The sequence below is a fragment of the Flavobacterium sp. P1_E4 genome, from assembly GCF_056405915.1.
On the sequence record NZ_JBFUBE010000039.1, the window covers coordinates 1 to 12,917 of the forward strand.

At 30.6% G+C, this 12,917-nt stretch carries 14 protein-coding genes; all 14 read left to right on the top strand.

What is annotated here, in order from left to right:
* The first annotated feature begins 238 nt into the window (after positions 1–238).
* The 14 genes from AC1DY0_RS18380 to AC1DY0_RS18445 all read left to right on the top strand — a co-directional run bounded on the left by AC1DY0_RS18380 (position 239) and on the right by AC1DY0_RS18445 (position 12,779).
* The gene (locus AC1DY0_RS18380; protein ID WP_095381736.1) at positions 239–700 is read left to right on the top strand and encodes a DUF1493 family protein; all 462 of its coding nucleotides are present in this window, start codon (positions 239–241) and stop codon (positions 698–700) included.
* A gap of 401 nt (positions 701–1,101) precedes the next feature.
* The gene (locus tag AC1DY0_RS18385) at positions 1,102–1,440 is read left to right on the top strand and encodes a hypothetical protein (RefSeq protein WP_477190038.1); all 339 of its coding nucleotides are present in this window, start codon (positions 1,102–1,104) and stop codon (positions 1,438–1,440) included.
* A 790-nt stretch (positions 1,441–2,230) separates the two neighbouring features.
* Entirely contained in the window at positions 2,231–2,680 is a 450-nt protein-coding gene (locus tag AC1DY0_RS18390) for a hypothetical protein (RefSeq protein ID WP_477190039.1), read from the top strand.
* Positions 2,681–2,934: 254 nt separating this feature from the next.
* Complete coding sequence (locus AC1DY0_RS18395) at positions 2,935–3,402, top strand: hypothetical protein (protein WP_477190040.1); 468 nt, start codon at positions 2,935–2,937, stop codon at positions 3,400–3,402.
* 180 nt (positions 3,403–3,582) lie between these two features.
* Positions 3,583–4,104: a hypothetical protein gene (locus AC1DY0_RS18400; protein WP_477190041.1), complete on the top strand. Its 522-nt coding sequence runs from the start codon at positions 3,583–3,585 to the stop codon at positions 4,102–4,104.
* A complete protein-coding gene (locus AC1DY0_RS18405) occupies positions 4,091–4,237 on the top strand; it encodes a hypothetical protein (RefSeq protein WP_477190042.1) in 147 nt (48 codons plus the stop codon). Before AC1DY0_RS18400 ends, AC1DY0_RS18405 begins: the two co-directional genes overlap by 14 nt.
* Positions 4,238–4,332: 95 nt before the next feature.
* On the top strand, positions 4,333–4,806 hold the full coding sequence (locus AC1DY0_RS18410; protein ID WP_477190043.1) for a hypothetical protein: 474 nt from the start codon (positions 4,333–4,335) through the stop codon (positions 4,804–4,806).
* Positions 4,807–5,738: 932 nt separating this feature from the next.
* Complete coding sequence (locus AC1DY0_RS18415) at positions 5,739–6,257, top strand: CbrC family protein (RefSeq protein ID WP_477190044.1); 519 nt, start codon at positions 5,739–5,741, stop codon at positions 6,255–6,257.
* Positions 6,258–6,438: 181 nt separating this feature from the next.
* A complete protein-coding gene (locus AC1DY0_RS18420; protein ID WP_477190045.1) occupies positions 6,439–7,239 on the top strand; it encodes a hypothetical protein in 801 nt (266 codons plus the stop codon).
* 169 nt (positions 7,240–7,408) lie between these two features.
* Complete coding sequence (locus AC1DY0_RS18425) at positions 7,409–8,401, top strand: DUF4917 family protein (RefSeq protein WP_477190046.1); 993 nt, start codon at positions 7,409–7,411, stop codon at positions 8,399–8,401.
* 171 nt (positions 8,402–8,572) lie between these two features.
* Positions 8,573–9,244, top strand: a complete 672-nt coding sequence (locus tag AC1DY0_RS18430) for a hypothetical protein (RefSeq protein ID WP_477190047.1) — start codon at positions 8,573–8,575, stop codon at positions 9,242–9,244.
* A 168-nt stretch (positions 9,245–9,412) separates the two neighbouring features.
* On the top strand, positions 9,413–10,003 hold the full coding sequence (locus tag AC1DY0_RS18435) for a hypothetical protein (RefSeq protein WP_477190048.1): 591 nt from the start codon (positions 9,413–9,415) through the stop codon (positions 10,001–10,003).
* A gap of 241 nt (positions 10,004–10,244) precedes the next feature.
* Complete coding sequence (locus AC1DY0_RS18440) at positions 10,245–11,714, top strand: rhomboid family intramembrane serine protease (protein WP_477190049.1); 1,470 nt, start codon at positions 10,245–10,247, stop codon at positions 11,712–11,714.
* Positions 11,715–11,921: 207 nt separating this feature from the next.
* Complete coding sequence (locus AC1DY0_RS18445) at positions 11,922–12,779, top strand: DUF695 domain-containing protein (RefSeq protein WP_477190050.1); 858 nt, start codon at positions 11,922–11,924, stop codon at positions 12,777–12,779.
* Positions 12,780–12,917 lie beyond the last annotated feature (138 nt).

Sequence of the window (12,917 nt, forward strand, 5' to 3'; positions counted from 1 at the left end):
GCTTGGTGAGGTCAATAAATTCCACAAAAGCATCTATAAAACGAACTTGATTATCGGGACTTATAGCGTCTTCTAAACTAGAAAAACGCATCTGATGACGGGAAATTCCTGTGATATGCTGCATTCTTAAAAATACGAAAATTCCTGTTTTGACACAACTTTTTTGTTATATTTGGTGATATACAAACGGAGGTTTTTTCACAGACTGACGTTATATGCCATTTTACAACAAAAACTTATGCAAGAAGAAAAATTAGTTGAATTTGAAAAATTAAAACTTGCTTACATTACTGTAAAAAGCTTTCTTGAAAAAGAGGCCGGAGAAAATGTTGAGTCTTTAAAAACCAAAATTGCCGAAGACTTAAGTTTTTATGGTGATGACAATTATTATATGCTAACCAAGTTTGTGGAAAAGTTCGAATTAGATCATACAGATTTCAATTATGACGAACATTTCCATTCAGAAGGCGAAATCGCAAATTCAGAAATCGCACTTTATAATCTTTTGATCCTTTCAATTTGGCTTCCACTTAAGACAATTGAATTGCTAACTTTAAATAACGTAAAAATAAATAAGCCATCTTTTTATAAACCATCTAGAAAAGTTACGGACATGACATTTAAAGATTTGTTGACATGGTACATAGAAGGAAAATATACAGACTCTGAAATCAAGTACGTAATTAAAAACGGCATATAACAGCCACTACAACGGATTTGGGCAATTGGCTTAATGGAAAGTTGGTTTTGTATTTGGAATGATTTGGCAAATCCGAAGAATGGGCTTAATTTAGTCCCAAACCCGCTGTAGTGCCAGAACGTTGGCGGTAATACTGCTACTGAACTAGAGAAAAAATAGAATAAAAAATGACAAATATTTCTGAAAAAATTTACAAAATACATTTCTACATTTTAGGATTCATTCTTTTGAATTTTGCAATTCAATTAATTATTGGTTTTAGTTTGAATAGTAATGTAATATTCATATTGAAAGTTTTAATCTATTTTTCTGGTTTTGCATTATTTTTCAAATATAGAAAGCCATTTAGGAAGATTTCCATTTATTTTTTCTATTATTTATTATCGGGTCTAATTATAATTATGTTTTGGCTTTTTGGAGGAATATTTTTAGCTATTTTGTCTTCTATAATATTATTTCCTATTTATCCAAAAGAAATTAAATATGAAAAAGACAACTTAAAAGTTTATTCAAAATTTAAAGGTTTTTTAGGTTCGTGTTGTTCATATGAAATTGCAGAAAGTAAACTATACATATTTGAAAAGTATTGCGGAGATATTAAACTTGATGTTGGAAATATAGACGCTAAGGGAACAAGTTTGAAAATTGTTAATGATTCAATTGAATACAAACATAAGATTGTTGATTATAAAGACAATAAGACAGAAATCGACACAATTGAAAAAATAGAAATCAAATAAGTACTACCGCCAACACACGCTACAAGCAATTTGGATATTAGGCTTAATGGAAAAATTGGTTTTGTATTTTGATGATTTGGCAAATCCGAAGAATGGGCTTAATTTAATCCCAAACCCGCTGTAGTGCCAGAACGTTATGGGTAAATTGCGAAGAAAATCAGATTTTTAAAGGCATTTAGTTGAGAAGAAGTCGAAATTCATAAACTTTGAAACTTGAATTTTATGTTTAGAAGCTGAAAAGCAAAACTTGAAACTAAAAACTTGAGTTTCGGAGTTTCCAAACTGAATCTGAAATGCAGAATTTGAAAAGCAAACTTGAATTTCGGGATTTCTAGACTGAATCTGAAATACAGAACTTGAAAAACGAACTTGAATTTCAGAGTTTTTAATGGAAATAAACAATCGTTTTGATTCTCAAATTGAGATGAAAAAATAAGAATAAAAATTGGCTGAAATTTAGATTCGAATTTGGCTTTTAATTTGCCAATAATTAGATGAAAACCGATTATAAAAGGGAATGAAATTAGCTGAGATTTGGGCAAGAATTGGGTTTTGAGTCAGCCGAAAATAGGCTTAAAATCGATTAATAATTAGGAATATCAGCTAGAAACAATCTACCCATAACAGCCACTACAACGGATTTGGGCATTTGGCTTAATGGAAAGATGGTTTTGTATTTGGAATGATTTGGCAAATCCGAAAATAGGGCTTAATTTAGTCCCAAACCCGCTGTAGTGCCAGAACGTTATGGGTAACTTGTACCGAAATGACGCAGAAAAATCTAACCTAAATGGAAATAATAGTAAATACGATAAATACTTTATTACTTCTTGGACTTATTTCAAGTCCTATCATCATATTGAGATTTGTGAATAAGTCAAATATCAAATTTAACTTTTTTTCATATTTTACAATTGGATTAATTGTGACAGCAATAATTTCATTAATTTTTGCTTGGTGGTCTGATACTTCTAGCATAATGCTACTTAAACATTATGATGGATATGTCTTTAATCCAGATAGCAATAGTTTTCAAGTGAGCTATGAAAAAGTCTTGTCTGAAAACATTGAAAGAGTAAAAAGTCTCGAAATGAAAATTATGGGAATTGGTTGGCCGTTAAAAGCTATTTTTATGTTTATATGTTTTTCACCAATATTACTTGCAGTATATTTTTTGAATAATTTATTGGATAAAATCAGAAAGAAAAAGAACTCTAAAATTCTCAAAGAACAAATATAAATATTGTAATTGCCCACAGAAAGTAGAAAAGCTGAGTTTATAAAACAGAAACGTGAAAAATTTGCGGTTTAATTGTAATTTCGGCTAAAACAAGCTACCCATAACAGCTACTACAACGGATTTGGGCAATTGGCTTAATGGGAAGTTAGTTTTGTATTTGGGATGATTTGGCAAATCCGAAGAATGGGCTTAATTTAGTCCCAAACCCGCTGTAGTACCAGAACGTTGGCGGTAATGTAACCAAAAAAAACGAAATGAAAATTAAATCAATATTTATCTTTTTAATATTTACAAGTTGTCACCCTTTATTTTGTTCTTGGCAAAACGGTTATGAAGAAATAAATTATGAACCATCTAAAAGGGAAATAATTGGAAAATATGAATTAAGCGAAAAATCAAAATCATATTTAAACGAAGATTATTATACTTGGCCTCTAAAACTTGAAATATCAGAAAATAAACAATTCAAATTTCTTTTCGAGGATAATCCTGAAAGTTTAGCGGACAAAATATTTGCAGACAAAGAAAAAGGAAATGACTCTAAAAAAAATGAAACAGGAAAATGGTTTTACTCGTTTATGGATAAAGAGAAAATCTGCTATTTTGAGTTAGAGGGAATTTGTGTTCAACCTTTATGCAAAAAAGACGGAAAAATTTCGATAATGATTACAATTGGAGATGGAGATGAATGTAATGGAATTGTTTATGAAAAAGTGGAATAAATAAATGCACTACCGCCAACAGCCGTTACACGAGATTTGGGCATTTGGCTGAATTTAAAGATGGTTTTGTACTTGTAAAATTTGTGTTTAACCGAAAAATCTCGCATCTTTAATCCCAAACCTCGTGTAGCGCCAAGACGTTGTGCGTCAGTTTGGAAGAACTTTGATAAAACAGAAAATATGGCATTAATTAAAGTTCCATTGACAGAAAACGATATAAGAATTTTAAAAAGAAAAAAGAAAAGTAATGACAAAAGCAGGCTTTATGTATTGTTTTTTTCAATACTAATTTTACTAATTTCATATTTTATTGTTGGTTTTGACTTATCAAATGAAACATTTAAATTTATAAAGGTTATTGTAATTGTTATTATTTCAGCCTTGATTTTAGGGTCTTTAATAGATACTAATTTTGAAAATGATTTTAAAGAGAAAATAAAATTCATTGGTGCTGTTAGGGTCAAAAAGAAAGAATACGTATATGATTCAGAAGACAATTCAGAGAATTACATTCTAACTTTTGATGATTGGAGAATTGGAGTCAAAAGTGTGCTCAAAGAATTTTGGAATGAAACAAATGAAGGCGACGAGTTTTACATAGAACAAGCATTTAATTCTGGATTCATTTTAAAATTCGAAAAAGAAAATGTCGATATGTTGAATCACATACAATTTCAATTTGCGAAGATTGATAAAAAATAAAGTAAAAAAAACCGAACGCACAACACACGCTACAAGCAATTTGGGGATTTGGCTTAATGGAAAAATTGGTTTGTATTTGGAAGATTTGGCAAATCCGAAAGATAACGCTGATTTAGTCCCAAACTGCTTGTAGCGCGAGAACGTTAGGCATAATGTTAAAAAAAACGAAGTCAAGAATATTTAGTTACAAAAGACAAAACTTAAATTTTAAAAACTAAACCAAATGTTATGATTAATTCGAATGAATTAAATGATTATTCAAATAAAGTTTATGAATATCTAAAAAAGAATAATAGCAAATTACTCGAAAACATATCATTGCAACCTTCCGACTTTGGAAAAAACCACATTTTTATAGAACTTATCACCAAAAATGAAAATAGCTCTTCAAATTTATTCTTAAGTTCCGAGGATAACGAATTAACTGTCGGATTTGACAGTTATCATTGTCATTTTGATAGTTTTAGAGAACAAAATTTCGAAGAAGAAATGAAAATTGCGTTGGAATATTTTTATAGAATATTAAATGAGGAACTTTTTGTTGTTTGTGCGGGTGGCGGAACTACTACTTTACTAACAAATGAAGAAATCAACATTATAGAAAGCGGACAGAAACTTGAAAAATTTGATTATGATTGTATTACATATTATGTAACTTCTTGGAGTGGCAATTATGATAGAATCTTCAAAAATCCTAATTAAAATTGGCGTTTTTGAATAACCAAAAACACTATGCCTAACAGCCACTACAACGGATTTGGGCATTGGGCTTAATGGAAAGATGGTTTTGTATTTGGAGTGATTTGGCAAATCCGAAAATAGAGCTTAATTTAGTCCCAAACCCGCTGTAGTGCCAAGACGTTATAGAGCATTTTAAAGAACATTATTGTGAAAAACAGAAAAAATATAATTCGTTTTTTAGCAAGCTTAAGTATGCTGATTTTCTTCTTACCTTTTTTCCAAATGTGTTCTGACAAACATATTAAAGAAAGTTCGAGTTTTATTAAATCATATCATAAAGCTGAAACAGCGAAAGAAAAAGAAATAGCTTTCGAACGGACTAAAATGGATTTTTCTTTGAGTGGTTATGATTTGGCGATGTCTTTCGAATCAGTTTTCTTAAGTTTTACATTAATTATGTGTCTAAACATAACCTTATTAGTATGTTTTATTAGAAAGCATTATAACCAATTATTTCTATGTTTCTTGAATTTATCAGCTATCATTTTGTCATTTATTGTTCTAATATTCGCCTTACCGAATTTAGGGCAACTTAGATACGGAATGTTTCTATGTTTGATTAACTCAATTTTGTTATTTTACTTTGTTTATAAGGAACAGGAAAACGACACACAACAAATCTGAATCTGAAAAACAGAAGCTTGAAAATTTGGGTTTTGAAAAACAGAAACGTTGAAATTTACAAACTGATAAAAAAAACGCTCTATAACAGCCACTACAACGGATTTGGGCATTTGGCTTAATAGAAAGTTGGTCTTGTATTTGGAATATTTGTCAAATCCGAAGAATGGGCTTAATTTAGTCCCAAACCCGCTGTAGTGTCAGAACGTTGGTGGCAATATTACCGAAAAAAACCGACAAGATAGAAACTACAAATAATCAGAAAAATCGATATGGAATTACCAAAATTTAAATATAGTCCAAACGCGTATGAAATTGATGTATTTGAAATTGAAAGCGGAATTTGTTCTTGTTGTAATGAAGAAAGAAGTTTAAGATATACTGGCTCTTTTTATAGCGAAGAAGAACCAGAATATATCTGTCCTTGGTGTATAGAAAACGGGAAAGTAGCAGAAATGTTTGATGGAGAATTTAACGATTATGCAGGAATTGAAAATTCTGAAAACATAAAGAAAGAGTTACTATTACAAGTAAGCCAACGAACACCAAGTTATATAAGTTGGCAACAAGAAATTTGGTTAAGTCATTGTAACGAACCTTGTAAATTAGTTGGTTATGCTGACACTAAAACAATTGAACCTTTAATTGATGAATTAAATGATGATATTGAGAATAACGGTTATGAACCTGAAATTATTAAAAAGCATTTGTCAAAAGAAGGCAGTTTAGTTGGCTATTTATTCCAATGTGTACATTGTGGAAAACATAGGTTGCACGTTGATTCCGATTAAAAAATTCTACCACCAACACACGCTACAAGCAATTTGGGGATTTGGCTTAATTTGAAGTTGGTCTTGTAATTGGGATGATTTGGCAAATCCGAAGAATGGGCTTAATTTAGTCCCAAACTGCGTGTAGCGCGGGAACGTTGGTGGCTATGTTACCGCCGAGAATAAATAGAAAACAGAAAATATGAATAAAATTAGAATTTCAATTTTGCTTTTGACAATTTCACTTTTTGTAAGTTGTGATTTTGTAAAAGATAGTTTCACTGTTAAAGATAAGACAAAAGAATTTGTAGAGACATTAATGAAGAAGGATTATGATAAATGCGTTTCACAAATGGCATTAGAAAGTGAAATGGGTAAAAATACCAATGTCGATACTTTGAAATTAGGATTAGAACAATTCAGAAGCTTAATAGAACGAAACTTTGGAAATAAGTTTGAATATTCACTTATGAAATCTGAAAAGAAGCGTTCAACGGTTGAAAGCGAAAATACCCCACCAAACACAACACTTGCATTAATTGAATTTTCAAATGAAAAGGAATTTGGTGTTTTTCAAGTTTTGTTTGACGACAATTCAAAAAAAATAATAAACATAAATACACTTGAGGTCAAAGCTCCAAAACCGAATATGATTATATTTTGGTTATTTGGTATTTTGCCTTTATCAATCTTACTTTTCAATATTTATGCAATCAGAGAAATTAAGAAAAGTACATTATCAAAAAAATGGTTGAAATATCTAGCAATTTTATTTTTCAATGTACCAGCCATTTCATATTCTGCTGTAGAAGGACTTTCATTTAAATTTTTAAACTTTCAATTTCTCTTTGGTATCAGTTTTAGTTTTATGGGTTTTCTTGGTTCAGTTTGGACTTTTGGAATTCCATTAGGTGGAATTTATTGGTTATGGAAACTGAAACAACACAGAATTGATGAAGAGTTTAATACAGAAACTGAAGAGCTTACTGTACCAACTGAATAAAAACACAGCCACCAACAGCCAATACAACGGATTTGGGCATTGGGCTTAATGGAAAGATGGTTTTGTACTTGGGATGATTTGGCAAATCCGAAAATAGAGCTTAATTTAATCCCAAACCCGCTGTAGTGCCAGAACGTTAGCTGTAATCTTACCAAAAAACAATCTAAAAATGAAATTTACAGTTGAAGAATTAAATGCTGAAGGAATAAGACAATGGGATTGGATTAAAAAGGATTTTCAATCATCTTCCATACTTTTAGGGAACGGCTTCAGCATAAATTTTAGCTCTTCTCTTCGTTATAAGTACTTGTATGAGTTTTTCATTCAAAACTCAACAGATATATCCAAAAAACTTTTTGATGCTTTTCAAACTAAAAATTTTGAGCAAATATTAGAAAGTCTTGAAATTGCCAAAACAGTTTGTGAAACTATCGAAGTGGAATACAATTCTTTCGATATATATAAAACTGAAATAAGAGAAGGTCTTATAAATTCAATTAATAAAATTCACCCTAAACCAATCGCAGTAAATTATAATCTTATAAAATGGATTAGTGGACAGTTTTTAGAATTTAATCAAATCTTTACAACTAACTATGATCTTTTTTTGTACTATATTATTTTAGAAACAAGAAAATTTGGCGATCATATGTTCTTAAGTTCATCAGACAAATATAATTATTTTAATGAACCCGATGTTATGAAGAAAAATCACATTTATTATCTTCACGGTGCATTATTTCTTTTTGAAGAAGGATTGACAACATATAAAATAAAAAGACCAAAAAATGGATGGTTATTAGATTCTATTACAAAAGAAATCTCCTTAAATAAATATCCATTATTTATTAGCGAAGGTAAATCTGAAACTAAATTAAAAGCAATTCAAAGTAATTCATATTTAACTTATTGTTTAAATCAACTTGAAAAAAATGAAAATAGAACTCTAGTCATATTTGGACAATCTTTAAGCGAACAAGATGCGCATATTGTAAAAATAATTGATAAAAGTTATGACAATATTGCAATATCTATAAGAGTTGAAGATTGGCAAACTATTGGAGAACTTAAAGCAGAAAAAAACAGAATCAGTTCAATGTTTAAAAAAGCAAAATTTGAATTTTATGATTCAAACACTTTATTCAATTTTGAACCTGAATAAAAACAAAGACTACAGCTAACACACGCTACAAGCGATTTGGGCATTTGGCTTTATGGGAATATTGGTTTGTATTTGAAAGTTTTGGCTTATCCGAAAATTAACGCTAATTTAGACCCAAACCGCGTGTAGCGCGAGAACGTTGTGTGTAATTATCAGAAAATCAGAATAATAATGAAAAATGGAGACATATATAATTTTTGGGATTATAGAATACAAATTTTGATGTTTGATAAAAGTGAAGTATCCTTCTTGATATTAAACAAAGATGATATTTCCGAAAATATCAACCGGAAAACCATTGGTTATTATAGCGTTTCAAAAGATTTTTTTGTAAAAAAAGCAGAATTTCAATATTCGTTAGAATTATCTAAAAAAGAAATAGAACTTCATAAACCTTTTCTTCCTATGAGATTAAATTGTATTGATGAATTATTCTGGACAAATCAACCTTTCGAAAATATAAATGATTTTAGCAATTATATTCAGTTAAATGGAATAAAAATAGAAGAACTTGACGGATTAAAAGAATCCAAAATTATTATTGTCCCTATGAGTCAGCAATTATCATTTAAAAAACCAATTTTAATAGAAAATAAAACTGGCTTTTTTACAGGAGTTGAACTATTATATAATTGCTTCAATATTCAAAGCGATTACGTAAAAATTGAAAAGCCATACTTCTCTAAATTTAGGTTAATTCCAGACGGCAGAGAAGAAAAAAGACTTTCAGGAATTGGAATATACAGATTAGGAATTCGAGGAAATATACCTTCTTATTATTTAGGCGGTGAGATAAGTATGATAGAATTAGAATCTGATAAAAGTTTAATCGTAGAAAAATAACTACACACAACAGCCACTACAATGGATTTGGGCATTTGGCTTAATGGAAAAATGGTCTTGTATTTGGGATGATTTGGCAAATCCGAAAATAGGGCTTAATTTAATCCCAAACCCGCTGTAGTGCCAGAACGTTAGGTAGTATAACTAAGAAAATCAGCACTCGATTTTATGAGAAACTATATCTTTATTTTAACTCTAATCATCTTATTTGGATGTTCAGCTCCAAAGCAACTAAATGATTACTATGGGGAAAATGAAGGAGTAAATTTATTCGCTTTTGTTGGAAAAAAAATATCTGTAATTGAATTTGACCCAAACAAAGAACAAATTGAACAGAAAGTTTATGACTCAGTAAGCGGAGAGACAATAATTAAAAAGTCCTACATTATGGACGGCGGTTATCGTTGTAAATATATGATAATAAAAAATGTTTTTAATAATCCGAAAATCGACACTATTGATTTTGTGGCTTATGACCATTATGGAAATCCCGCATTTTCGAATTATGAAACTGTTTTACTTTATGTTTCAAAAAGTCCAATTGGAAACTATTACTTTCATCAAAAATATCAGTTCGACTACTTGGAAAAAAATAGTGAAGGAAAATTTTATGGATATACTTATGAGAAAAAAGAAAGTAAGAAACGAATTAAATTTAAAAACAAAAAAATTGCGACTTTAGAAGATTTGTTTACGAAGAAAAAAGAAGAAGTATTCAAATCATTATTTAACAATAAAACGGCAGTTAACAAACCATAGATAATCTATTCAAGAAAATCAGAATGGAAACAGAAAAGGTTTGCACATAAAGTTACGCTACCTAACAGCTACTACAACGGATTTGGGCAATTGGCTTAATGGGAAAATGGTTTTGTATTTGAATGATTTGGCAAATCCGAAGAATGGGCTTAATTTAGTCCCAAACCCGCTGTAGTACCAGAACATTATAGCCAATTATAGGATGACGAAATACAGAACAACTAACAGACAATATTAAAATATGGCAGTAGGATTTACACCAAAACACATTGAGGACATTTTTCTTAACGATCTGACGCAACAACAATTTCTTGTGCTTGCAAACGAGACAGCAACAAAAATAAATTGGAAAGTTGGCTACATTAGCAATAGCGGGCTTATTGCTTATACCGACAACGGAATGTTTTCTTGGAACGCTGAAATAAAAATCAAAATAGAAGATGGGATTGCTACTATTAAAAGTGCATCGACAGGAAGCGAAATGATGGATTGGGGCAAAAACAAGAAAAATGTAACCAATTTCGTTACCCGTTTAGAAGAACTAAAAGCAATCTTATCAAAAGAAGAACTTGACACAAAATATCAAGAACTAAACGAACAACTTGTTTCACAAGAAGAAGATATTTTGAAGTTGCCTCCCGCAACAACAACTGAACAAATCAAAGATTTCTTTTCTATTTTCAAGCCAACAGAAGGTTTTTTTATTACACCAATTCTATTAGACTTGAATATTATAATTTTCATTTTAATGGTAATTAGTGGCGTAAATATAATTTTGCCAGGCAATCAAGGCTTATTGAATTGGGGAGCAAACTTCCGTCCATTAACCTTGGACGGCCAATGGTGGCGACTGATAACAAATTGTTTTTTGCATATTGGTATTTTTCACCTCCTAATGAATATGTATGCCTTGCTTTATATTGGTGTTTTATTGGAACCACTTTTAGGAAGGACAAGATTTATTTCCGCTTACCTGCTAACAGGAATTACTGCAAGTATTGCAAGTTTATGGTGGCACGACCTAACCATAAGTGCCGGTGCATCGGGAGCAATATTTGGTATGTATGGTGTTTTTCTTGCTATGCTGACAACTGATTTAATTGAGAAAACGGCTCGGAAAACCTTACTAACAAGTATTGCGGTTTTTGTTGGTTACAATTTAATTAATGGACTTAAAGACGGTATTGACAATGCAGCCCACATTGGAGGTTTGATTGGCGGACTTATTATTGGATATACTTTAATTCCAAGTCTAAAAAAACCAGATGAGGATAAATTGAAATTTGGGACAATTGGTTTATTGACAATTCTAATTCTTGCATCTTCTTTTGTTGTTTACAAAAAAATACCTAACGACCTTGGAACATACGATGCAAAAATCAAAGAATTTGTTTCAATGGAACAAATGGCATTAGAAGTTTATAATTTGCCATCAAACACACCTAACGACAAAATACTTTACGGAATTAAAGACAGAGGAATTTATTACTGGAATGAAAATATCAGGCTAATTGACAGTTTTAAAGAATTGGATTTACCACTTGAAATACAAGAACGTAACAGGATTTTGAAAGAATATTGCGAACTTCGAATTAAGAGTTATGAATTACTTTACAAAGCAATTTCGGAAGATACGAGCCAATACAAACAACAATTAGAAGAATACAACAAACAAATAGAAGCAAAAATCAGAGAGCTTGGCGGTGCATAGCAGACCCAGTAACGGCACAACAAAAATAAGTGGCTATAACAGCTACTACAACGGATTTGGGCATTTGACTTAATGGTAAGTTGGTCTTGTAATTGGGAAGATTTGGCAAATCCGAAAATAGGGCTTAATTTAACCCCAAACCCGCTGTAGTGCCAGAACGTTGGTGGGAATTTTACAAACGAAAAGTATAGACAAGAAATTTACAAAATGAAAAAAATAATTATGTGGACATTTATATTAAGCCTTTTTGGTTGTGGCAACTCTAAATCACAAACAAAATCGGCCGAAATTTCATTAGAAAAAATAGAAGAAATGTTCTCTAATATGAAATCAAACGGAGTTAATACAAACACGACAATGCTTTGGGGATATTTTTTTACCTCAAACAAAAAAGACAAATTTGACCAAGTAGCAAAAGAATTAAAAAGCGAGAAATTTGCATTCGTTGAAATTTATCAAACAGACGACAAAAATTATTGGTTACATTTAGAAAGGAAAGAAACTCATAATGCAAAAAGTTTATATGAACTAGATGAAGAACTCTATAAAATAGCCGATAAATACCAAATTACATACGATGGTTTTGACGTTGGTAATGTAGACAAAAGCAAAGCAATTGAACGAAATACATATGCAGTTCCAGAGGAATTTAAAACTCTTGACTTCCAAAAAGACAATTTTCCTTGCTTACTAATTGGAAATACAGCATTTGATCGATTTCCTCATAAAGAAGAATTTTGCAATTTCATTAAAATTACAACCACATATAAAAAAGATGATACAGTTATGTTGCCTACAAACGAAGAACTTGATGAATTGGACAAGTTTGAGTTTTTTATMGAAGATAATTTGACACAAAATAAAATCAAAAACTATTATGTTTTCCGTGATACACATAAAGGAATGAGAAATTTCTATATTGTTACTAATGATAAAATTGGTGCGACAGAAGCAATCAAATTGATAAAAAATTCAGGGAAGCAACGCCCTTTCGATTTTGAAATCATCACTGACAAAAATTGGAACTTGTATGATGAATTTAGAAAGAAAATGCCAAAAGAATAAAAAAACTCCCACCAACAGCCACTACAACGGATTTGGGCATTTGACTTAATGGTAAGTTGGTCTTGTAATTGGGAAGATTTGGCAAATCCGAAAATAGGGCTTAATTTAACCCCAAACCCGCTGTAGTGCCAGAACGTT

What these genes read in the sequence shown, in the direction of transcription:
- AC1DY0_RS18380 (WP_095381736.1), top strand. Translation starts at nt 239, where the DNA reads ATGCAAGAAGAAAAATTAGTTGAATTTGAAAAATTAAAACTTGCTTAC.
- AC1DY0_RS18385 (WP_477190038.1), top strand. Translation starts at nt 1,102, where the DNA reads ATGTTTTGGCTTTTTGGAGGAATATTTTTAGCTATTTTGTCTTCTATA.
- AC1DY0_RS18390 (WP_477190039.1), top strand. Translation starts at nt 2,231, where the DNA reads ATGGAAATAATAGTAAATACGATAAATACTTTATTACTTCTTGGACTT.
- AC1DY0_RS18395 (WP_477190040.1), top strand. Translation starts at nt 2,935, where the DNA reads ATGAAAATTAAATCAATATTTATCTTTTTAATATTTACAAGTTGTCAC.
- AC1DY0_RS18400 (WP_477190041.1), top strand. Translation starts at nt 3,583, where the DNA reads ATGGCATTAATTAAAGTTCCATTGACAGAAAACGATATAAGAATTTTA.
- AC1DY0_RS18410 (WP_477190043.1), top strand. Translation starts at nt 4,333, where the DNA reads ATGATTAATTCGAATGAATTAAATGATTATTCAAATAAAGTTTATGAA.
- AC1DY0_RS18415 (WP_477190044.1), top strand. Translation starts at nt 5,739, where the DNA reads ATGGAATTACCAAAATTTAAATATAGTCCAAACGCGTATGAAATTGAT.
- AC1DY0_RS18420 (WP_477190045.1), top strand. Translation starts at nt 6,439, where the DNA reads ATGAATAAAATTAGAATTTCAATTTTGCTTTTGACAATTTCACTTTTT.
- AC1DY0_RS18425 (WP_477190046.1), top strand. Translation starts at nt 7,409, where the DNA reads ATGAAATTTACAGTTGAAGAATTAAATGCTGAAGGAATAAGACAATGG.
- AC1DY0_RS18430 (WP_477190047.1), top strand. Translation starts at nt 8,573, where the DNA reads ATGAAAAATGGAGACATATATAATTTTTGGGATTATAGAATACAAATT.
- AC1DY0_RS18435 (WP_477190048.1), top strand. Translation starts at nt 9,413, where the DNA reads ATGAGAAACTATATCTTTATTTTAACTCTAATCATCTTATTTGGATGT.
- AC1DY0_RS18440 (WP_477190049.1), top strand. Translation starts at nt 10,245, where the DNA reads ATGGCAGTAGGATTTACACCAAAACACATTGAGGACATTTTTCTTAAC.